This window comes from Mycobacterium sp. Root265 (assembly GCF_001428895.1).
Classification (GTDB): Bacteria; Actinomycetota; Actinomycetes; order Mycobacteriales; family Mycobacteriaceae; genus Mycobacterium.
The window spans coordinates 85,009-104,892 of the sequence record NZ_LMJA01000028.1; the positions used below are offsets into that span (position 1 = coordinate 85,009).

Annotated in this window: 22 protein-coding genes; 16 read left to right on the forward strand and 6 right to left on the reverse strand. The window is 67.7% G+C overall.

From position 1 onward, the window contains the following. The first annotated feature begins 21 nt into the window (after positions 1 to 21). Together ASE48_RS18970 and ASE48_RS18975 are read left to right on the forward strand one after the other, a co-directional pair. The gene (locus ASE48_RS18970) at positions 22 to 285 is read left to right on the forward strand and encodes a DUF2277 domain-containing protein (RefSeq protein ID WP_057168991.1); all 264 of its coding nucleotides are present in this window, start codon (positions 22 to 24) and stop codon (positions 283 to 285) included. Continuing rightward, positions 282 to 830 (forward strand): DUF1802 family protein, encoded by a 549-nt coding sequence (locus tag ASE48_RS18975; RefSeq protein ID WP_057168701.1) that lies wholly within the window; start codon positions 282 to 284, stop codon positions 828 to 830. The genes ASE48_RS18970 and ASE48_RS18975 overlap by 4 nt, the downstream gene beginning before the upstream one ends. Here ASE48_RS18975 and ASE48_RS18980 read toward each other — a convergent pair. Next, entirely contained in the window at positions 819 to 2,468 is a 1,650-nt protein-coding gene (locus tag ASE48_RS18980) for a CocE/NonD family hydrolase (RefSeq protein ID WP_057168702.1), read from the reverse strand. The two genes, ASE48_RS18975 and ASE48_RS18980, sit on opposite strands and share 12 nt — an antisense overlap. 20 nt (positions 2,469 to 2,488) lie before the next feature. Then, entirely contained in the window at positions 2,489 to 3,061 is a 573-nt protein-coding gene (locus ASE48_RS18985; protein WP_057168703.1) for a DUF3558 domain-containing protein, read from the reverse strand. A 140-nt stretch (positions 3,062 to 3,201) separates the two neighbouring features. Between ASE48_RS18985 and ASE48_RS18990 the strand changes: the two genes are divergently transcribed. The 4 genes from ASE48_RS18990 (at position 3,202) to ASE48_RS19005 (ending at position 6,640) form a co-directional block, all read left to right on the forward strand. Beyond that, positions 3,202 to 4,158: a metallophosphoesterase family protein gene (locus ASE48_RS18990; protein ID WP_057168992.1), complete on the forward strand. Its 957-nt coding sequence runs from the start codon at positions 3,202 to 3,204 to the stop codon at positions 4,156 to 4,158. Then, positions 4,158 to 4,814, forward strand: coding sequence for a 4'-phosphopantetheinyl transferase PptT (pptT, locus tag ASE48_RS18995; RefSeq protein ID WP_057168704.1), 657 nt, complete (start codon positions 4,158 to 4,160; stop codon positions 4,812 to 4,814). Before ASE48_RS18990 ends, pptT begins: the two co-directional genes overlap by 1 nt. Then, positions 4,811 to 5,740 (forward strand): tRNA pseudouridine(55) synthase TruB, encoded by a 930-nt coding sequence (gene truB, locus ASE48_RS19000; protein ID WP_268766316.1) that lies wholly within the window; start codon positions 4,811 to 4,813, stop codon positions 5,738 to 5,740. The genes pptT and truB overlap by 4 nt, the downstream gene beginning before the upstream one ends. A gap of 279 nt (positions 5,741 to 6,019) precedes the next feature. Beyond that, positions 6,020 to 6,640, forward strand: coding sequence for a type II toxin-antitoxin system Rv0910 family toxin (locus ASE48_RS19005; RefSeq protein WP_057168705.1), 621 nt, complete (start codon positions 6,020 to 6,022; stop codon positions 6,638 to 6,640). On the opposite strand, the gene mntR is transcribed toward ASE48_RS19005, so the two are convergent. Beyond that, on the reverse strand, positions 6,637 to 7,335 hold the full coding sequence (mntR, locus tag ASE48_RS19010) for a manganese-binding transcriptional regulator MntR (protein WP_057168706.1): 699 nt from the start codon (positions 7,333 to 7,335) through the stop codon (positions 6,637 to 6,639). The two genes, ASE48_RS19005 and mntR, sit on opposite strands and share 4 nt — an antisense overlap. 81 nt (positions 7,336 to 7,416) lie before the next feature. On the opposite strand from mntR, the gene ASE48_RS19015 reads away from it, so the two are divergent. The 7 genes from ASE48_RS19015 (at position 7,417) to ASE48_RS19045 (ending at position 14,861) form a co-directional block, all read left to right on the forward strand. Next, positions 7,417 to 8,391 carry a bifunctional riboflavin kinase/FAD synthetase gene (locus tag ASE48_RS19015; protein WP_057168707.1) on the forward strand — a complete coding sequence of 325 codons (975 nt, stop codon included), beginning with the start codon at positions 7,417 to 7,419 and terminating at the stop codon, positions 8,389 to 8,391. A gap of 97 nt (positions 8,392 to 8,488) precedes the next feature. Further along, positions 8,489 to 8,758 (forward strand): 30S ribosomal protein S15, encoded by a 270-nt coding sequence (gene rpsO, locus ASE48_RS19020; protein WP_057168708.1) that lies wholly within the window; start codon positions 8,489 to 8,491, stop codon positions 8,756 to 8,758. Between the two features lie 50 nt (positions 8,759 to 8,808). Next, positions 8,809 to 9,258, forward strand: coding sequence for an LppU family putative lipoprotein (gene lppU / locus ASE48_RS19025; RefSeq protein WP_057168709.1), 450 nt, complete (start codon positions 8,809 to 8,811; stop codon positions 9,256 to 9,258). A 271-nt stretch (positions 9,259 to 9,529) separates the two neighbouring features. Further along, positions 9,530 to 11,767 (forward strand): polyribonucleotide nucleotidyltransferase, encoded by a 2,238-nt coding sequence (locus ASE48_RS19030; RefSeq protein WP_057168710.1) that lies wholly within the window; start codon positions 9,530 to 9,532, stop codon positions 11,765 to 11,767. Beyond that, entirely contained in the window at positions 11,709 to 13,088 is a 1,380-nt protein-coding gene (locus ASE48_RS19035; RefSeq protein WP_082614290.1) for a M16 family metallopeptidase, read from the forward strand. Before ASE48_RS19030 ends, ASE48_RS19035 begins: the two co-directional genes overlap by 59 nt. A gap of 14 nt (positions 13,089 to 13,102) precedes the next feature. After that, a complete protein-coding gene (gene bla, locus ASE48_RS19040) occupies positions 13,103 to 14,005 on the forward strand; it encodes a class A beta-lactamase (RefSeq protein WP_156409278.1) in 903 nt (300 codons plus the stop codon). A 55-nt stretch (positions 14,006 to 14,060) separates the two neighbouring features. Beyond that, on the forward strand, positions 14,061 to 14,861 hold the full coding sequence (locus ASE48_RS19045) for a VOC family protein (RefSeq protein ID WP_057168713.1): 801 nt from the start codon (positions 14,061 to 14,063) through the stop codon (positions 14,859 to 14,861). Positions 14,862 to 14,932: 71 nt separating this feature from the next. Here the strand turns inward: ASE48_RS19045 and ald are convergent, their stop codons facing one another. Then, positions 14,933 to 16,060: an alanine dehydrogenase gene (ald, locus tag ASE48_RS19050; RefSeq protein ID WP_057168714.1), complete on the reverse strand. Its 1,128-nt coding sequence runs from the start codon at positions 16,058 to 16,060 to the stop codon at positions 14,933 to 14,935. A gap of 92 nt (positions 16,061 to 16,152) precedes the next feature. Here ald and ASE48_RS19055 point away from each other — a divergent pair, with 92 nt between their 5' ends. Then, positions 16,153 to 16,668, forward strand: a complete 516-nt coding sequence (locus ASE48_RS19055) for an Lrp/AsnC family transcriptional regulator (protein ID WP_057168715.1) — start codon at positions 16,153 to 16,155, stop codon at positions 16,666 to 16,668. Next, the gene (locus tag ASE48_RS19060) at positions 16,665 to 17,450 is read left to right on the forward strand and encodes a hypothetical protein (RefSeq protein WP_057168716.1); all 786 of its coding nucleotides are present in this window, start codon (positions 16,665 to 16,667) and stop codon (positions 17,448 to 17,450) included. Before ASE48_RS19055 ends, ASE48_RS19060 begins: the two co-directional genes overlap by 4 nt. Here ASE48_RS19060 and ASE48_RS19065 read toward each other — a convergent pair. Further along, positions 17,428 to 17,988, reverse strand: coding sequence for a TetR/AcrR family transcriptional regulator (locus tag ASE48_RS19065; protein ID WP_057168717.1), 561 nt, complete (start codon positions 17,986 to 17,988; stop codon positions 17,428 to 17,430). The genes ASE48_RS19060 and ASE48_RS19065 overlap by 23 nt on opposite strands. A gap of 50 nt (positions 17,989 to 18,038) precedes the next feature. Between ASE48_RS19065 and ASE48_RS19070 the strand changes: the two genes are divergently transcribed. After that, positions 18,039 to 18,983, forward strand: a complete 945-nt coding sequence (locus ASE48_RS19070; RefSeq protein ID WP_442928738.1) for an SDR family oxidoreductase — start codon at positions 18,039 to 18,041, stop codon at positions 18,981 to 18,983. Here the strand turns inward: ASE48_RS19070 and ASE48_RS19075 are convergent. Then, positions 18,980 to 19,882: an NAD-dependent epimerase/dehydratase family protein gene (locus ASE48_RS19075; RefSeq protein WP_057168719.1), complete on the reverse strand. Its 903-nt coding sequence runs from the start codon at positions 19,880 to 19,882 to the stop codon at positions 18,980 to 18,982. The two genes, ASE48_RS19070 and ASE48_RS19075, sit on opposite strands and share 4 nt — an antisense overlap. Between the last annotated feature and the right edge of the window lie 2 nt (positions 19,883 to 19,884).

A 19,884-nucleotide genomic window follows, 5' to 3' on the forward strand; every position in this document is an offset into this window, starting at 1 on the left:
CAAGCGCCTATCGTGGAGGTCATGTGCCGAAACATCACCGAGCTGCGTGGTCTGGAACCGGCAGCGACATCCGAAGAGATCGAGGCCGCCGCGCGGCAGTACATCCGCAAGATCAGCGGTGTCACCCGTCCCACCGCGGCCAATGCCGACGCGTTCGAGGCCGCCGTCGCCGAGGTCACCGCCACCACCGAACGGCTATTGGCGCAGTTGCCGCCGCGCAGGCAGCCACCCAAGACGGTGCCGCCGCTGCGTCGCCCCGAGGTGCGGGCCCGGCTGGGTCTGTGACGACCACCGCGCTCAAGGAATGGGGCGCGGCCGTGCACGCTCTGCTCGACGGCCGCCAGACGGTGCTGTTGCGCAAGGGCGGTATCCACGAGAAACGCTTCGATCTGGCGGCCGGGGAATTCCTGCTGTTCCCGACGGTCGCGCACAGCCACGCCCAGCGGGTGCGTCCCGAGCACCGCGAACTGCTCGACAGCGCGGCCGACAGCACCGAACAGGCGATCGTCGTGCGCGCCGGCGCGAAAGTGGTTGCCGCCATTGAGGTCAACCGGCCGGAGGCGATCGCCGATATCGCCAATCTGCACATCTGGACCGAGGAGTCGGTGCGGGCCGACCGGCTGGATTTCCGCCCGAAGCGCCGGCTGACGGTGCTGGTGGTGCAGGCACGTGCGCTGGCCGAACCGGTGCGGCTGCCACGCATCCCCGACTACGGCGGCTGCTCCAGCTGGGTGCAGCTGCCGGTGCCCGAAACCTGTTATGCCGCACCGGTACACGACATCGACACCCTCAGCGCGGTCGCGCAGCGGGTACGCGACTCAGTGGGCTGACGGCGGTCCCGCCGCGGCGGGCAGGATCAGCCTGGATCGGGCGTCATGGACGACGGTGTGGGTCGCCGGACGCAGCGCCTCGCCGGAGACCGCGGGTTCACCGGTGCCGAGGTTGCGGGCGTAACGCGGATGCGAGCCGCCGGCCACCAGCACGCGGATCCGGGAACCCGCCGGGAAGCGATGGGCGAGGGCATCGAGTTCGATACGTACCAGCCCTGATTCGGCACCGGCCGAGAATCTGCGGTACCCGTCGCTCACATTGGTCGAGCGGCCCCGGGCATCGACCTCGCTGATCCGGACGAACACATCATGGTGCGGGTTGTCGGAGCGATGCGCGAGTTCCAGCACCGGGACACCGACGGTATAGAGGTCGGCGGCCAACGGCTCACCGGTGAAGGTGAGCACATCGGGGCGGGTGGCCAGTGCCGAGTCGTCGCGGTAACCGCCGTCGGGGGACAGCAGCCGGCCACCGAGCGTGGGGGTGGGGTCCGCGGGGTGATAGGTGAAGCTCGAGGTCGCCCCCGGGTCGGCGGGCGGCGCATCGCCCAGCCGTGCCCCGGGCAGCAGGTACAGGTCGCGGTGCTCGGTGGCCGGCGGCCAGTCGGGCAGATCCACCCAGCCGTCACCGTGGATGTTGATGCGCACCGGATTGCGCCGGGTATCTCTACCGCCGGAGGCCAGATGAGTGTCCAGCCACTGCAGGGTCTCCCGGATCACCGTCGGGCCGCCCTTGGTCATCATCTGGCTGTGCGTCCAGGGGCCGATCGTCATCGCGGTCGGCACCTCGCGTGCGCGCAGATGGCGGTACTGGTCCAGCGTCTGGTCGAGGAACAGGTCCTGCCACCCGCTGAGCAGCAGCACCGGGATGTTCACCCGGTCCAGTGCCTCGGTGGCGGCCAGCCGCCGCCAGTGCTCGGGGTCCTCCTCGGGTGGTTGCAGCCAGGACTCGTACCACTGGGCGCCGTCTCCGAGCAGGGCCCGTCCACCCGCGCCCAGCGGTAGATCCAGCGCGGCCGCGCCGACGCGGCGGCCCGCGGTGGCCTGACGGACCACGGCCTGGGCCAGGCCCGGCTCCTCCTGATGCGACACCATGTCGCTCCAGCCCAGGAAGTCGTTGAGCGAGAACGACCCGGTGCCCCATGAGGATTGGGCGAAATCGTGCGGACCGACGGTGATGACGGCGGCGGCCAGCTCCGGCGGTGGATCGGTGAGCAGTGCCCACTGGGTGAACCCCAGATAGGACAGGCCGATGGTGGCGAAGGTGCCGGTGAACCAGGGCTGTTCGCGCAGCCACCCGACGGTGTCTGCGCCGTCGTCGGCCTCGTTGACCATCGGGGTGAACTCGCCGCCGGAGCCGAATGTGCCTCGCACGCTCTGGAATACGACGTGGTAGCCACGCGTGGCATAGATGCTGCCGAACAGCACGGTGAACGGGAACCGTCGGCCGTAGGGTGCGCGGACCAGCAGGGTGCCCGCCGGGCGCGCGGTCAGCGGTTCGTAGTGGTCGGCGAGCAGTTCCACGCCGTCGCGCATCGGCACCGGGACCCGGCGATGTACGACGTAGTCGGTGGTCGGGGTGGGCAGGTGCAGGGCCCGACTCAGTGCGTTCCGGGCATACCGCGAAGTTCGTGAGCTCACCTAATAAAGGCTACGCGGGGCTAGAACTTGTAGTACGGCACCAGTTCGTGGGCCCGCTGCATGTTGATCTGCAGGCAGTCCGGCCGGTCCGGCGAATGGATCGGGGAGTAGAACACCGACTGCTGCAACACGCCGTAGCTGGTCTTGAAGGCGATCATGCAGGTGACCCACCAGCGGTCGTTCCAGTCGGTGGGCTTCATGATCCAGAACTGGGCGGCGCGGTGCCCGTCGATGTCGAGTTCGACGGCGTCGGCGGGCAGGGTCGCCTCATAGGTTCGCCAGACGAATGCCTCGACGGCCATCTGATAGTTGCCTGCGTCGTAATGGCAGCGCAGCCCGTCTTCGGGTGTGGGCGGGGTGACCGCCAGCCCGATCCGCTGCACGACGTCGAGCGGAATCTCGGCGCACGGGTCGAACGGCTTGGGATCGACGGTCTCGATGACCGGCCACTTGATGGTCGTGGACACGTTGGTCATCGGCAGGTCACTGGCCCGGACCTGGGCGGGAGTCCCGACCGGATTGGCCTGCCACACCACGATCACCGCGGCGACGAGCGCACACAGCGCCGACAACAGCCGCAGCTTGGCAGCCATCACACCCCCATACATCGTCATCCGACCCGAGGGTCCGAGCGGAGCCCTGCCGGGAGTCTAAACGAGAACAGGTTCTAGTTTGCCTCCTTCGGTCATCTCGAAGGCAACCGGGGCTGCCAGTAGGCTGGACCGTTGTGTCCATGCCGTCACGAGAACAACGCCGACCGGTGCTGTGGGCGATCAGCGACCTGCACACCGGTCACACCGGTAATAAGCCCGTCACCGAGTCGCTCTACCCGTCGAGCCCGGACGACTGGCTGATCGTCGCCGGCGACGTCGGGGAACGCACCGATGAGATCCGCTGGGCGCTCGATCTGCTGCGGAAACGGTTCGCCAAGGTGATCTGGGTGCCGGGCAACCACGAGCTGTGGACCACCAACAAGGACCCGATGCAGATCTTCGGGCGGGCCCGCTACGACTACCTGGTCGACATGTGCGACCAGATGGGCGTCGTGACGCCCGAGCATCCGTTCCCGGTGTGGAACGAAGAGGGCGGACCGGCGACCATCGTGCCGATGTTCGTGCTCTACGACTATTCGTTCCTGCCCGAGGGCACGGCCACCAAGGCCGAAGGTCTGGCGCTGGCCAAGGAGCGCAATATCGTGGGCACCGACGAGTACCTGCTCTCGGCCGAGCCGTACGCGACGCGCGACGCCTGGTGCCGCGACCGGGTGGCGCACACCCGCAAGCGGCTCGAAGACCTCGACTGGATGACGCCGACGGTGCTGGTGAACCATTTCCCGCTGGTGCGTGAACCCTGCGATGCGATGTTCTATCCGGAGTTCGCGCTGTGGTGCGGCACCACGGCCACCAAGGACTGGCACACCCGCTACAACGCCATCTGCTCGGTGTACGGGCATCTGCACATTCCGCGGACCACCTGGTATGACGGGGTGCGGTTCGAGGAGGTCTCGGTCGGCTATCCGCGAGAATGGCGGCGCCGCAAGCCCTATCGCTGGCTGCGACAGATTCTGCCGGACCCGAAGTACGCCCCCGGGTATCTCAACGACTTCGGGGGACACTTCGAGATCACCGAGGAGATGCGGGAGAACGCCCAGAAGATGCAGGACAGGATCAAGTCGCGGAGGGGCGTCTAGTGCTGCTGCCCGCTGTGGTGCCGGACCTGGTGTTCACCGCCGAGTTGTACGACGATCCGCCGGACCTGGTGCCGCTGCCGGAGGAGGAGCCGCTGGTGGCGCGCTCGGTGGCCAAGCGCCGCAACGAGTTCGTCACCGTGCGGCACTGTGCCCGGATCGCCCTCGGTCAGATCGGGGTGGCGCCGGTGCCGATTCTCAAGGGCGACAAGGGTGAGCCGTGCTGGCCCGACGGCGTCGTCGGGAGCCTCACGCACTGTGACGGTTTCCGCGGCGCGGTGGTCGGGCGCCAGAGCGAGATCCGGTCGGTGGGTATCGATGCCGAGCCGCACGATGTGCTGCCCAAGGGAGTGCTGGACGCGATCAGCCTGCCGGTCGAGCGCACGCAGCTCTCGACGCTTCCGCACGATCTGCACTGGGATCGAATCCTGTTCTGCGCCAAGGAGGCCACCTACAAGGCCTGGTACCCGCTGACGCATCGCTGGCTGGGTTTCGAGGATGCGCACATCACCTTCACCCTCGACGCCTCCGGCAGCGCGGGCACGTTCCGGTCCCGCATCCTGATCGATCCCGCGGCTGAGCACGGTCCGCCGCTGACCGCGCTGGATGGTCGGTGGTCGGTGGCCGAAGGTATCGCGCTGACGGCGATCACACTGTGAGCAGGCCGCCGGCGGGCAGGAGCGCAGCGACCGGGGGATCGACGCAGCCCGAACCCGGTCTGGTGATCGTCGACAAGCCGGGCGGGATGACCAGTCATGACGTCGTGGGCCGCTGCCGGCGCCTGTTCGGCACCCGCAAGGTCGGCCACGCCGGCACGCTGGACCCGATGGCCACCGGGGTGCTCGTCATCGGGATCGAGCGCGCCACCAAGATCCTCGGCCTGATCACCGGCACCGACAAGTCCTATGCCGCCACCATCCGGCTGGGGCAGACCACGTCCACCGAGGACGCCGAGGGAGACGTGCTGCAGACCGTCCCGGCCGAACAGGTGACCGATGACCAGATCGCTGCCGCGGTATCCGCGCTGCGCGGCAGCATCGACCAGGTGCCCTCGACGGTCAGTGCGATCAAGGTGGCCGGGGAGCGTTCCTACACGTTGGCCCGCGAGGGCCGCGCCGTCGAACTGCCCGCCCGGCCGGTGCGTATCGAACGCTTCGACGTGCTCGCGGTGCGCAGACACTCGGGCTTCGCCGATGTGGATGTGGTGGTCGACTGCTCGTCGGGCACCTACATCCGGGCGCTGGCCCGCGACGTGGGCGACGCCCTCGGGGTGGGTGGGCATCTCACGGCGCTGCGGCGCACCGCGGTCGGCCGGTACGGACTCGGCGAGGCCCGCACGCTCGATGATCTCGCCGAACAGGCCCAGTTGTCCTACAGCCTGGACGAGGCCTGCCTGCTGGGCTTCCCGCGCCGCGATCTCACCGAGTCGGAGGTGGTCGACACCAGTCACGGCCGCCCGCTGGCGCCGGCCGGGATCTCCGGGGTGTACGCGGCCACCGCCGCCGACGGACGGGTGATCGCGCTGCTGGAGGACGGCACCTCGCGCACCAAGCCCGTGGTCGTGCTGCGGCCGGCCACACTCTGAGGAGCGAGCGTTGTGCGCCGCGCGCAGTTTGCTGAAGCGCCGGCTCGACGCCCCCGTACCGGTCTGCGGGACGGGTGCGGTTCGGCGCACAACCGTTCACCCAAACTGCGACCCGGAACACACGCCACGGGCCATTTCCGGCCCCGCCGCATGTCCATATGCCCCTTGCTGTGGAACGCAAACCCCGTTATCAGGTTCCCGTCAGCTTCCGGTGCGTTTTATTAGCCAAATCCCAGGCTTTCGGCGAACTTTTGCCGAACCTCGGGCGTTGTAACAGTCATGAGCGCACATGCACCGATTTGCGACCACCCGCTGTTCAACTACCAGCCCGCGTGGGCACAGGGCCGCGGCGCCGCCGTGGGCCACGTGACCCGGCACGCGAACCTGTCGGCCACCCCGGCCGCGCTGTGGTCGGTGCTCGCAGATCCGCGCACCTGGTCCGACTGGCTCACGGTGCACCAGCGCTGGATGGCCGAGCCGCGCGCACAGTTCGTGCCCGGCGCCCGCATGACGGCCGAGACCGTGATGCTGGGGGTCTCCAACACCGTCGAGTGGACGGTCGAGTCGGCGATCGCGCCCGGGACGCTGGTTCTCATCGGCGCCGGCGAGTCCGGCATGCGCACCCGGCTGACGTTCTGGATCAGCCCCGCCGAGGAGGGCTCGCGGCTCACCATCACCTCCGAGGTGGCCGGTGAGCTGCTGAACGACGCCATCGTCGGAGCCATCGAGCAGGACGGCGCCGAGCAGTTGGATCGCAGCATTGCGCTGCTGGAGGACCTCGCCATCGTGGTGCCCGAGCAGCAGCCTGTCCGTCCGTCGCTGCGTCTGGTGCATTCCGCGCCTGCCGCCACCGACGAGCCCCGGCGGACCGGCAGTGCGCACCTGAAGATGGCGCGTTAGACGACCCAGATCGCTTCTGCGGCAGGGCTGCCCAAGTCCACCGTGGTGACGGATCCCTCGGTGTCGGCCGGACTGTGCACGGCCACCGAGATCATCCCGGCGAAATCGCGGCGGGCGACCACCTGCAGACGCGAATCCAAGGCGATACCGACACTGTCGAAATAGCGCAGCATCTCGGGGTCGGCATCGGAGATGCGGGCCACGGTGCCGTCCTCGCCGTCGGCGCAGATGGAGAGCTGGCGTGCCGGCGGTGTCGGAACCCGCCCGTCGGGCGCCGGAATCGGATCGCCGTGCGGATCGCGGGTCGGGAACCCCAGCTTGGCGTCGATCCGGTCCAGCATCCGGTCGGACACCGCGTGTTCGAGGATCTCGGCCTCGTCGTGCACCTCGTCCCAGCCGTAGCCGAGTTCGCGCACCAGGAACGTCTCCATCAGGCGGTGCCTGCGCACCATCGCCAACGCGGCCTGCCGGCCCGCTTCGGTGAGCGTCACCGCGCCGTACTTCGCGTGATCGACCAACCCCTGATCGGCCAGCTTGCGGATGGATTCCGATGCGGTGCTCGCCGAGACGCCGATGCGCTCGGCCAGCAGCTTGGTGCTGACCTTGTCCGGTGACCATTCCTGGGCCGTCCAGATCACTTTCAGGTAATCCTGCGCAACCGTCGTCAAGTCCTGCGGGTTGCTGTTGGAATCCACGGTTACTGAGTTTAGGCAATCTTTGCCTCATCCGGGTATCCGAAGCTGACGGCGGCGACCGCGCGCCGTAGGCTTGCGGCTGTGCAGCGGTGGCGGGGCCGGGACGACATCCCCACAGACTGGGGCCGATGTGTCCTCACGATCGGCGTGTTCGACGGTGTCCACCGTGGCCACGCCGAACTGATCAGCCATGCCGTGAAGTCCGGGCGGTCGCGCGGAGTTCCCACGGTGCTGATGACCTTCGACCCGCACCCCATGGAAGTGGTGTTCCCGGGCAGTCATCCGGCGCAGCTGACGACGCTGACCCGGCGGGCCGAACTCGTCGAGGAAACCGGCATCGACGTCTTTCTGGTGATGCCGTTCACCGCCGACTTCATGAAGCTCACCCCGGAGCGCTACATCCACGAGCTGCTCGTCGAGAGCCTGCATGTGGTCGAGGTCGTGGTGGGGGAGAACTTCACCTTCGGCAAGAAGGCCGCGGGCAACGTCAACCTGCTGCGCAAGGCCGGTGAACGATTCGGTTTCGCCGTGGAAGGGATGACGCTGGTGTCCGAGTCTGACCGCGACGAGTCCGTCACCTTCTCTTCCACCTATATCCGGTCCTGCGTGGACGCCGGTGACGTGGTCGCCGCCGCCGAGGCGCTGGGCCGACCGCACCGGGTCGAGGGTGTCGTGGTCCGCGGTGACGGCCGCGGCCGGGTCCTGGGTTTCCCGACCGCCAATGTGGCGCCGCCCATGCATTCGGCCATTCCGGCCGACGGCGTGTACGCGGCGTGGTTCACCGTGCTCGGGCACGGACCGGTGGTCGGCACCGTGACTCCCGGGGAGCGCTATCAGGCGGCGGTGTCGGTGGGCACCAACCCGACGTTCTCCGGGCGCACCCGCACCGTTGAGGCCTTCGTGCTGGACACCGAGGCCGACCTGTACGGCCAGCATGTCGCCGTCGACTTCGTGGCGCGCATCCGCGGGCAGGAGAAGTTCGATTCGGTCGACGATCTGGTGGTGGCCATGGGTGGTGACACCGACCGGGCCCGCACGATTCTCGCCGCGGGTTGACCAGCTGCTAATATCTCCTGCGACCCAGCGCGCGCTGCAGTTCGCGGCGGCCGCGCCTTCGTTAACCTTCGCGGACCTATTTTGATGGAGTTGTTTCGTGGCGCTCACAGCCGAACAGAAAAAAGAGATCCTCGGCCAGTACGGCCTGCATGACACCGATACCGGTTCGCCGGAGGCTCAGGTCGCACTGCTGACCAAGCGGATCTTGGATCTCACCGAACACCTCAAGCTGCACAAGCACGATCACCACTCGCGGCGGGGGCTGCTGCTGTTGGTCGGTCGCCGGCGCCGGCTGCTCAAGTACGTCGCTCAGGTCGACGTCGCGCGCTACCGGTCGCTGATCGAGCGCCTCGGTCTGCGTCGCTGACACAGCGTCGCTCAACCTGCGCCGTTCTCGGCGTCCTGGTTGTTGGAGTCATGGGGGGACTCACCGGTTGTTCGTCGGCCGCTGCCGCCGCTTTTCAGGCCGGAGACTGCCTGAAAGTGGGCGGCACCCCCGACAAGCCGGACGCTGTCAAAGCCGAATGCGGTACCCCCGACTCGACTTTCAAGGTCATCGCCACGGTCGCAGACAGTGATCAGTGCCCCACCGATGTGGATTCCTACTACGCCACGCACAGCACGTTCAGCGATACCAGCAACACCGTGTGCATGGATATCGACTGGGTGGTGGGGCAGTGCATGAGTATCGATCCCGAGAACGGCCGTGATCCGGTGCGCGTCGACTGCAGTGACGGCAACCAGCCGCACCGCCAGCGGGCCACCGAGATCCTGCAGGGGGTGGCCAACGCCGACCAGTGCCGCAGCGGCACGGGCTATCCCTATGACCAACGGCAGTTCACCGTGTGCGTCGACGACGTCGATTGACGGTCGGTGATCAGCCCCGGTGTAGCATGGAATCGTTTTGGGCCACCAATTCTGTCGAGTGGTCCGAACAGGGTGCGGTTCGCGCAGTACCGCGTGCACCGTTCCCGCGCGTCACAGCAGTACCCGCCTGATCGGGCGGTCTTCGGTAGTGGTGGCCGGAGCGTTCCTTCAATGGATCCGCCCCGGCCGCTTCGATCGACGGCCGTAGCCGAGTTCAGGGCATCGCTGGCGCGTGACGACGCAAAACAGTTGAATACCCAGAAAGGCTGCTATGTCTGCAGTTGAAACCGACGAAGGCGTGTTCGAATCCACCGCCGTCATCGACAACGGGAGCTTCGGCACCCGCACCATCCGTTTCGAGACCGGACGGCTGGCCCAGCAGGCCGCCGGCGCCGTCGTCGCCTACCTCGACGACGAGACCATGCTGCTGAGCGCCACGACCGCCAGCAAGACCCCGAAAGACCATTTCGACTTCTTCCCGCTGACCATCGACGTCGAGGAGCGGATGTACGCCGCGGGCCGCATCCCCGGCTCGTTCTTCCGTCGTGAGGGCCGTCCCTCCACCGATGCGATCCTGACCTGTCGCCTGATCGACCGGCCGCTGCGCCCGACCTTCGTGTCCGGTCTGCGCAACGAGATCCAGGTCGTCGTCACCATCCTGAGCCTGGATCCCAAGGATCTGTATGACGTGCTCGCCATCAACGCCGCGTCGGCATCCACCCAGATCTCCGGCCTGCCGTTCTCCGGCCCGGTCGGCGGTGTGCGCGTCGCGCTGATCAACGGCCAGTGGGTGGCGTTCCCCACCGTCGAGCAGCTGGAAGACGCCGTGTTCGACATGGTGGTCGCCGGCCGTAAGGCAGGCGATGACGTCGCGATCATGATGGTCGAGGCCGAGGCCACCGACAAGGTCATCGAGCTGATCGCCGGCGGTGCCGGTGCCCCGACCGAGGCCGTCGTCGCCGAGGGACTGGAAGCGGCCAAGCCGTTCATCGCTGCGCTGTGCACCGCGCAGGAAGAGCTGCACGCCGCCGCCGGTAAGGCGACCGCGGAGTACCCGCTGTTCCCCGATTACCAGGACGACGTCTACACCCAGGTCGCCGCGGTGGCCACCGATGCGCTGTCGCAGGCGTTGACCATCTCCGGCAAGGCCGAGCGCGATGACCGCACCAACGAGCTCAAGGGTGAGGTGCTCGAGCGCCTGGCCGACACCTTCGCCGGTCGTGAGAAGGAGATCGGCGCGGCGTACCGCTCGCTGACCAAGAAGCTTGTGCGCCAGCGCATCCTGACCGACCACTTCCGCATCGACGGCCGTGGCGTTACCGATATCCGCGCGCTGTCCGCCGAGGTCGCCATCATCCCGCGGGCGCACGGCAGTGCTCTGTTCGAGCGCGGCGAGACCCAGATCATGGGTGTCACCACGCTGGACATGGTCAAGATGGCCCAGCAGATCGACTCGCTGGGACCCGAGACCTCCAAGCGCTACATGCACCACTACAACTTCCCGCCGTTCTCGACCGGTGAGACCGGCCGGGTGGGCTCGCCCAAGCGTCGCGAGATCGGCCACGGCGCGCTGGCAGAGCGGGCCCTGATGCCCGTGCTGCCGAGCGTCGAAGAGTTCCCCTACGCCATCCGCCAGGTGTCGGAAGCGTTGAGCTCCAACGGTTCCACCTCGATGGGCTCGGTGTGCGCCTCGACGCTGTCGCTGCTGAACGCCGGTGTGCCGCTGAAGGCTCCGGTCGCCGGTATCGCGATGGGTCTGGTCTCCGATGAGGTCGACGGTGAGACCCGCTACGTCACGCTCACCGACATCCTCGGTGCCGAGGACGCGTTCGGCGACATGGACTTCAAGTGCGCAGGCACCAAGGACTTCGTCACCGCCCTGCAGCTGGACACCAAGCTCGACGGCATCCCGTCCAAGGTGCTGGCCGGTGCGCTGGCCCAGGCCAAGGACGCGCGTATCACCATTCTCGAGGTCATGGCCGAGGCCATCGACGAGCCCGACGAGATGAGCCCGTACGCGCCGCGCATCACCACCATCAAGGTGCCGGTCGACAAGATCGGTGAGGTGATCGGGCCCAAGGGCAAGATGATCAACTCGATCACCGAGCAGACCGGGGCGTCGATCTCGATAGAGGACGACGGCACCATCTTCGTCGGCGCCAGCAATGGCGAGTCGGCTCAGGCCGCGATCGATCTGATCAACGCGATCGCCAACCCGCAGCTGCCCAAGGTCGGCGAGCGGTTCCTCGGAACCGTGGTCAAGACCACCGATTTCGGTGCGTTCGTGTCGCTGCTCCCGGGTCGCGACGGCCTGGTGCACATCTCGAAGCTGGGTCGCGGCAAGCGCATCGCCAAGGTCGAGGATGTGGCCACGGTCGGCGACAAGCTGCGCGTCGAGATCGCCGATATCGACAACCGCGGCAAGATCTCGCTGGTGCTCGTCGCCGAAGATGAGGCAACCGAGGCTCCGGCCGAGGCCCCCACTGAGGCCGCGACCGCTGACGCCTAAGCCGGCTTTACGCCGCGCAACCCGCGGCGCAGACACCTCCGAGGCAGTGCGGGTGACCGCACTGCCCGGAGGGTTGCGGGTGGTCACCGAATACATCCCCTCGGTGCACTCGGCCTCGGTGGGTGTGTGGGTGGGTGTCGGTTCACGCGACGAGGGAAGTTCGGTCGCGGGGGCCGCACACTTCCTGGAACACCTGCTGTTCAAGTCCACGCCGACGCGCAGCGCGGTCGAGATCGCCCAGGCCGTCGACGCGGTCGGTGGTGAGCTCAACGCCTTCACTGCGCGCGAACACACCTGCTATTACGCGCATGTGCTCGATTCGGATCTGGAATTGGCCGTCGACCTGGTGGCCGATGTCGTCCTGCGTGGCCAGTGCGCCGCTGATGATGTCGAGATCGAGCGCGACGTCGTGCTCGAAGAGATCGCCATGCGCGACGACGATCCCGAGGACACCCTGGGTGATGTTTTCCTGTCGGCGATGTTCGGCTCGCACCCGGTCGGACGGCCCGTCATCGGCAGTGTGGAGTCGATCTCGGCGATGACCCGCACGCAGTTGCATTCGTTTCACCAGCGCCGCTACACGCCGGAGCGGATGATCCTCGCGGTGGCGGGCAATATCGATCACGGCGAGGTCGTTGCCCTGGCGCGTGAGTACTTCGGGCCACGGCTGGTCCGCGGCCGCACCGCGGTCCCACACCGCAAAGGCACCGGACGGGTGACGGGCAAGCCTGGTCTGCAACTGGTCAACAAAGATGCCGAGCAGACCCATCTGTCGCTCGGGGTCCGGACACCGGGCCGGCAGTGGGATCACCGCTGGGCCCTGTCGGTTCTGAACTCCGCACTCGGCGGCGGCCTGAGTTCGCGTCTGTTCCAACAGATTCGGGAAACCCGCGGGCTGGCGTACTCCGTCTACTCCACGATCGACACATTTTCCGACACCGGGGCGTTCTCGGTGTACGCGGCCTGTCTGCCGGAGCGTTTCGACGAGGTGGTGCGGGTGGCGACCGACGTGCTGGCCGATGTGGCTCGTGACGGCATCACCGAATCCGAATGCCGGATCGCCAAGGGATCGCTGCGTGGCGGCCTGGTGCTCGGCCTGGAGGATTCCGGGTCGCGGATGCACCGGATCGGCCGCAGCGAACTGAATTACGGAGCGCACCGCACCATCGCGCAAACCCTTGAGCAGATCGACGCGGTGAGCCTCGACGAGGTCAACAGCGTGGCGCGCCGTTTGCTGGCTCGGCCGATGGGCGCGGCGGTGCTGGGCCCGCACAGATCCAGAAAGTCCTTGCCGCAGCGGCTTCGGGATATTGCGGGGTAGGTGGGTACAGTCGGGTGATGCTCCTGTCACGACGAAGAGTTCTGTTCGGCGGTATGGCATTGGCGGCGGCAGGGGCGCTGGCCGGCTGCGCGGACGAATCCGCGTTGGCGGCTCCGGCGCTCACACTCGAAGAGCAGATCCGTGAGCTCGAGGCGCGCTACAACGCCTTCGTCGGTCTGTACGCGGTGAATCTGCAGTCCGGCTTCGCGGTGGAGAATCGTGCCGACGAGGCCTTTGCGCTCTGCTCGACCTTCAAGACCTATGCCGCCGCCCGGGTGCTACGCGGCGTCGCCGACGGTGAATTGACCTTGGAGCAGCAGGTTTTCGTGAAACCCGAAGGCTTGCTGCCGAATTCGCCGGTGACCGGCGAACGTCTGGGCCAGGAGATGACGCTGGCCGAGCTGTCCCAGGCGGCCCTGCAGCGCAGCGACAACCTCGCGGCGAATCTGTTGTTGGAGACCATCGGCGGACCGCAGGAGATCACCGCGTTCGCCCGCAGCGTCGGCGATGACCGGACCCGGCTGGACCGCTGGGAGATCGAGTTGAACTCGGCGATACCGGGGGATCCCCGCGACACCACCACACCGCGGGCACTGGCGGCCGGCTTCCGCAATCTGTTGGCCGGTGACGCTTTACCGCCCGCGCAGCGCGAAATACTCGACGGCTGGATGCGCGCAAACCAGACCTCCAGCATGCGGGCCGGTCTACCGCCCGGGTGGACCACCGCCGACAAGACCGGTAGCGGGGACTACGCGACCACCAACGATTCCGGTGTGGCGTACGGGCCCGACGGCGCACGGGTGCTCCTGACCATCATGACCCGGACACAGTCCGCCGATCCCGAGGCCGAAGGCTTGCGACCGTTGGTCGGTGAGGTCACGGCCCTGGTGCTACCGCATCTGCTCGGGCGGCGATGAGTTTTCGTCGGCGCCGCCGTCTGTTCTGATGACGATGCCGACGAAAGGAACTCAGATGTCCGATTACTCCGCCCCCGTGGGGGCACCCGTCTGGTTCGACCTGGTGAGCAGTGATCCCGCCGTGGCCGCCGAGTTCTATCGGGCGATCTTCGGCTGGGAGCTCGAGGGGCCGGCCCAACCGGAGTTCGGTGGATACCAGAACTTCCTGCACCACGGGAAGCGCGTGGCCGGCCTGGTCCCGTACATGGCCGAGGCCGGCGGCGTCGCCAACGTGTGGTCGGTGTATCTGCACACCGAGGACGCCAGGGCGACCGCCGACACCATCGTGGCCGCCGGTGGGTCGGTGATGGTGCCGCCGATGCCCGTCGGCGACATGGGCTCGATGATGGTCGCGACCGACACCGCGGGCGCGGTCATCGGTTTCTGGCAGCCGGGAACGCACGTCGGCTTCACCGAGTGGGGCGAGCACGGCACGCCGTACTGGTTCGAGTGCCAGAGCAAGGACTATGACAAGTCGGTGGCGTTCTACTCCGATGTCATCGGGGCACGCCTGGAGGAGATCGGCACCGGCGGCGATCCCGCCGCGGTGGGCCCCGACCGCTACTCACAGGTGTTCGTCGGCGAGAGCGCCTATTCGGGGATCATGGATTCCGCCACGCTGTTTCCGCCCGAGGTGCCGTCGTTCTGGCAGGTCTACGTGATGGTCGACGATGTGGCGGCGACCGTCGCGCTGGCCGAGTCCCTGGGCGCGGAGAGCCCCATGCCGGGCGAAGAGACCCCGTACGGCACGTTGGCCGTGATCAAGGACCCGCTCGGCGCGATCATCTGCCTCGGTCATCCACCGGCCGGCATGTGAGATACACCGGTATCTGAAATACACGTCGCCCGGCCGGATTGCTCCAGCCGGGCGACGGTGGGGGTCGGCGGTTACGCCAGCAGTTTCGCGGGGTCGGTGAACGGCAGATCCAGGTCGGCCGCCACCTGCTCGGACAGCAGTGCGCCCTCGTGGGTGGACAGACCCTTCGCGAGGGCACTGTCAGCACGACTGGCCTCGCGCCAACCCTTGTCGGCCAGCTTGAGCACGTAGGGCATCGTCGCGTTGGTGAGCGCGTAGGTCGATGTCCGCGGCACGGCACCGGGCATGTTCGCCACGCAGTAGAAGACCGTGTCATGCACTGCGAACGTCGGGTCGTCGTGGGTGGTGGGCCGGGAATCCTCGAAGCAGCCACCCTGGTCGATCGCGATGTCGACCAGTACCGCACCGGACTTCATCTGGGCGACAGTCGCATTGGTGACCAGCTTGGGGGCCTTGGCGCCGGGCACCAGGACCGCACCGATGACCAGGTCGGCCTGCTTGACCGCGTCCTCCAGGTCCAGGCTCGACGAGTAGCGGGTCTCGATGGCGCCGCCGTACTCGGCGTCGATCTTGCGCAGGATGTTGATGTTGAGGTCGAACACGGTCACGTGCGCGCCCATGCCCCAGGCCACCGCGGCCGCGTTGTCGCCGGCCATGCCGCCGCCGATGACCACGACCTTGGCCGGGGCGACACCGGGAACACCGCCCATCAGGACGCCGCGACCGCCCTGGGTGCGCATCAGGTGGTAGGCACCGACCTGTGCGGCCAGTCGTCCGGCGACCTCGCTCATCGGTGCCAAGAGAGGAAGTGCGACAGAGTTGTCCGGGCCGGCGGTCTGCACGGTCTCGTACGCGATGGACGTGGTGCCGGAGGCCAGCAGCGCGTCGGTGCACGGCTTGGACGCGGCCAGGTGCAGGTAGGTGAACAGCGTCTGGCCCTTGCGCAGGCGCGCGTATTCGGCCTCGATCGGTTCCTTCACCTTGAGCAGCAGGTCGGCCTCGGCCCACACCTGTTCGGCGGTGGCGACGATCTGCGCGCCGGCAGCCTTGAAGTCGTTGTCGGAGATGGCAGAACCGTCACCGGCGCCGGCCTGGATGACGACGTCGTGGCCGCGGCGGCTGAGTTCGGCAACGCCGGCCGGGGTGATGGCGACGCGGAATTCGTTGTTCTTGATCTCGGTCGGGATGCCGACGAGCATGATCGCTCCTTGCGATTGAGGTGGTGAGACAATTGTGAAGAAACTCCGGGACTGTGGCAATAAATATGGCGACACTTCGTTAAAGTCGTCCTATGGGTGAACAATCATCAACGCCGAGGGCTCGCCTGGCACCAGCTCCGAAGGATGTTCGGCCGGCCGAGCTCGACGACATCGACCGGCGCATGCTGCTGGCGCTGCACGCCGACGCCCGCATCTCCAACAGTGCGCTGGCCGAGACCGTCGGCATTGCGCCCTCGACCTGTCACGGTCGGCTGCGGCGGCTGCAGGATCTGGGCGTGATCCGGGGTTTCTTCACCGATATCGATCCCGCGGCGGTCGGGCTGACTCTGCAGGCGATGATTTCGGTGAGCCTGAATTCCACTGCCCGGGGCCGGATCCGCGATTTCATCCAGCAGATCCGCCGGCGACCCCAGGTGATGAACGTGTACTTCCTGGCCGGCGGCGATGACTTCATCCTGCACGTCGCCGCGCGCGACACCGAGGATCTGCGAGCCTTCGTGGTCGAGAACCTCAACGCCGACGCCGATGTCGCGGGCACCCAGACCTCGCTGATCTTCGAGCATCTGCGCGGGGCCTCGCCGCTGTGAGCGTCGAGGACGAGTTGGCGACCCTCTACGGCGTACCGCCCGAGGAGTTCACCGCGCTGCGCAAGGAACTGGCGAACGCGGCCAAGAAGCGCGGCGATAACGACGCGGCGCGGGTGATCGCAGCCGCTCGGCGCCCGACCACGGCGGCCTGGGTGGTCAACGAACTCATCCGGTCCGACCGGACCGCCAAAGACCGGATCGCGGAGTTGAACGCACAGCTGCGGGCCGCGCACGCGGCGATGGATGGTGTCCGGATCCGCGAACTGTCCACGCAGCAGCGAAAACTGGTGAGTCAGTTGGCGCGTACCGGGTTCGCAGCGGTCGGTATGCCCAACCCGTCGGCGGCGATCCGCGAGGATGTCACCGGCACGCTGCAGGCCGCGATCGCCGACCCCGAGGTGGCGAAACAGCTGGGCCGGCTGGAGAAGGCCCAGGAGTGGTCGGGTTTCGGCGACTTCGGCGCTCCGACGGAAAGTGCCTCACCGCGCCGGAAGGCCGAACCGGAACCGGCACCGGAACCCAAGGTCGACCGTCGCGCCGCCGAGAAGCGGCGTCGCGCCCTGGCTGCCGCCCAACGTGCACACCACGACGCGACGGCGGCGGTGTCGGACCGGACGACCGCCCTCGCGACGGCTCGGCGCCGCTACGAGGAGGTGCTGCACGCCCTGAGCACCGCGGAGCAGGCCGTGGCCAGTGCGGAGGAACAGCTGCAGAGGGCGAATGTCGATCTCGACCAAGCTGATTCGGCGCTCGCCGAGCTCAGGGGTGAGTCGCCGACCTGAGTTCGGCCAGTGACTCGCCGATGAGATCGGTCAGCGGCCGCTCGGCGGGATCATCGAGCCAGCGCTCGAATGCCACCTTGAAGACCGCCACACCCGTCTGGGCCAGCAGGTCGGCCGCCGGGTCGCTGACACCGCGTCTGCGCAGCGCATCGGCCATGGTCGTGGCCAGGGATGCAAGCTTGATGAGCTCACGCTCCTGCAGGGCGGGGTGGGCATTGATGACGGTCTGGCGGGTGCGGGCGTGCGGGCGGCGGTCGCGGAAGAAGTCCGATGTCGCATCGAGTGCCGCGGCCACCGCGTCCAGCGGTGCGGTTCCCTCGGGCACGGCGTCGATCGCGCCGGCCATGGCCTCGGCGAGTTCTTCACCGCGGAACAGCACCTCGCGTTTGTCGGTGAAATGGCGGAAGAAGGTGCGCTCGGTGAGTCCGGCGCGGCCGGCGATCTCGGCGACCGTCGTCTGGTCGTAGCCGCTCTCCAGATAGAGCTCGAGCGCGGCCCGCTCCAGGCGTCCGCGCGCATCCGGTTCCCAGCGACCCATGTACGGAGTCTAGGTGATGACAGCGACTGACTTCGCGAGTAGCGTCGGTGATGTCATTGACTGACATCGACGAGGGAGAAGTGCACATGCGTGTTTTCGTCACCGGCGCCAGCGGCCACATCGGTTCGCTGGTGGTCACCGAACTGCTGACCGCCGGCCATCAGGTCACCGGCCTGGCCCGATCCGACGCGTCGGAGGCGGCGTTGCGGTCGGCCGGGGCGCAGGTCCGGCGCGGAGCGCTGCAGGATCTCGACGTCCTGGCTGCGGGGGCGGCGGATGCCGACGGGGTGATTCACCTGGCGTTCATCCACGACTTCGCCGACTACGCCGCTGCCGGAGCCGCCGACCTGGCGGCCATCGAGGCCATCGGATCGGCCCTGGCCGACTCGGGCAAACCGTTCGTGACCACCTCGGGAACGGCGATGCTGGCTTTCGGGTTCGGCGGTTCGGCCACCCTGGGCACCGAGGACAGTGAAGTCGATCCGTCCGGGCCGCGGGTGGCCTCCGAGAACGCCACCGTCGCACTGGCCGGCCGCGGGGTGCGCTCCTCGGTCATCCGGCTCGCGCCCACGGTCCACGGCCCGACCGACCGGCGCGGCTTCGTGCCCACCCTCATCGCGAACGCGCGTGAGACGGGCCGGTCACTCTATATCGGCGACGGGGCCAACCGCTGGCCCGCTGTGCACAATCTGGATGCGGCACACCTGTACCGGCTGGCGCTGGAAACCGCACCCGCCGGATCGCGGCTCCACGGCGCGGCGGAGTCGGGCATCGCCTTCCGTGAGATCGCGCAGGTGATCGGTGACCGTCTCGGGGTGCCCACACTCAGCGTCACCGCCGAGCAGGCGCTCGACGAGATCGGTTTCGTGGGCGCGATTGCGGCACTGGACAATCCAACGTCCAGCGATGTCACCCGCACCCTGCTCGACTGGCATCCCGAGCACCCGGGGCTGCTCGAGGATCTGCGTTCGGGACGCTACTTCGACGCGGCCTAGGTTCCGACCAGGTCGGGGTGGAACTTCGTCACCATCCGGCGGATGCCGTCGCGCCAGTCCACCGAGGTGGTGCCAACCAGCTCGTGCATCCGCGTCGTATCGGTCGGGCCACCGCGCAAGGCCTGCGCACTCTCCTCGAACACCGGTGCGCTGCCGACGAGTTCGCCGATGTAGGCACACCACTCCTGCAGACTGACCGTCTGGTCGCCACACCAGTTGACCGTCGTCGCGGGCACCGACGCGGCTTCCAGCATCTTGGGCAGCGTCGCGATGATGTCGTCCTCGTGGATCGGGTTGTAGCGGGCGGGTCCACCGGGCGGGACGGGGATCGGCACGCCGGCGCGCAGCATCTCCATCTGATAGAACGGCCAGCCGCCGTTGTCGCCGTAGGGCACGTTCAGCCGGGCGATCACCGTCGGCACACCCAGCGCGCGGGCCATCGTCCGGGCCACCACCTCGCCGGCGATCTTGGAGATCGAGTACGTCGGGAACAGCGCCTTGTGGTTGTCGCCGAGTGCCGCGGCCTCGGTGCGGGGTTCGTCGTCCGGCGGGTCGTACACCGCGGCCGACGAGCAGTGCAGGAAGGCTTTGGCGTCCGCGCAGTGCGCCATCAGCAGGCCCACCGATTCGGCGTTGGCGCCCAGGTCCTTGTCCCAGCGTCCGCTCTTGGCGACCGCCAGGTTCAGGACGTAGTCGAAATCCGACGGGATGCCGCTGAAGTCGCCGGCGGCCAGGTTGACCTTCTCGCAACGAATTCCGGCGCGCTCCAGGTTCTCCCGGGCCGCGGCATCGGTGAAGCGGGCGATACCCCACACCTCGTTGTCGGCCGCCAGCGATAACGCCAGCGGTGCCGCGACCTGTCCGGTGGGGCCGGTGATGAGGATCTTTGAGCCACGCATGG

What these genes read in the sequence shown, in the direction of transcription:
- ASE48_RS18970 (WP_057168991.1), top strand. Translation starts at nt 22, where the DNA reads ATGTGCCGAAACATCACCGAGCTGCGTGGTCTGGAACCGGCAGCGACA.
- ASE48_RS18985 (WP_057168703.1), bottom strand. Translation starts at nt 3,061, where the DNA reads ATGGCTGCCAAGCTGCGGCTGTTGTCGGCGCTGTGTGCGCTCGTCGCC.
- ASE48_RS18990 (WP_057168992.1), top strand. Translation starts at nt 3,202, where the DNA reads ATGCCGTCACGAGAACAACGCCGACCGGTGCTGTGGGCGATCAGCGAC.
- ASE48_RS19005 (WP_057168705.1), top strand. Translation starts at nt 6,020, where the DNA reads ATGAGCGCACATGCACCGATTTGCGACCACCCGCTGTTCAACTACCAG.
- lppU (WP_057168709.1), top strand. Translation starts at nt 8,809, where the DNA reads ATGGGGGGACTCACCGGTTGTTCGTCGGCCGCTGCCGCCGCTTTTCAG.
- ASE48_RS19030 (WP_057168710.1), top strand. Translation starts at nt 9,530, where the DNA reads ATGTCTGCAGTTGAAACCGACGAAGGCGTGTTCGAATCCACCGCCGTC.
- ASE48_RS19035 (WP_082614290.1), top strand. Translation starts at nt 11,709, where the DNA reads ATGAGGCAACCGAGGCTCCGGCCGAGGCCCCCACTGAGGCCGCGACCG.
- ASE48_RS19045 (WP_057168713.1), top strand. Translation starts at nt 14,061, where the DNA reads ATGTCCGATTACTCCGCCCCCGTGGGGGCACCCGTCTGGTTCGACCTG.
- ald (WP_057168714.1), bottom strand. Translation starts at nt 16,060, where the DNA reads ATGCTCGTCGGCATCCCGACCGAGATCAAGAACAACGAATTCCGCGTC.
- ASE48_RS19055 (WP_057168715.1), top strand. Translation starts at nt 16,153, where the DNA reads ATGGGTGAACAATCATCAACGCCGAGGGCTCGCCTGGCACCAGCTCCG.
- ASE48_RS19065 (WP_057168717.1), bottom strand. Translation starts at nt 17,988, where the DNA reads ATGGGTCGCTGGGAACCGGATGCGCGCGGACGCCTGGAGCGGGCCGCG.
- ASE48_RS19070 (WP_442928738.1), top strand. Translation starts at nt 18,039, where the DNA reads ATGTCATTGACTGACATCGACGAGGGAGAAGTGCACATGCGTGTTTTC.
- ASE48_RS19075 (WP_057168719.1), bottom strand. Translation starts at nt 19,882, where the DNA reads ATGCGTGGCTCAAAGATCCTCATCACCGGCCCCACCGGACAGGTCGCG.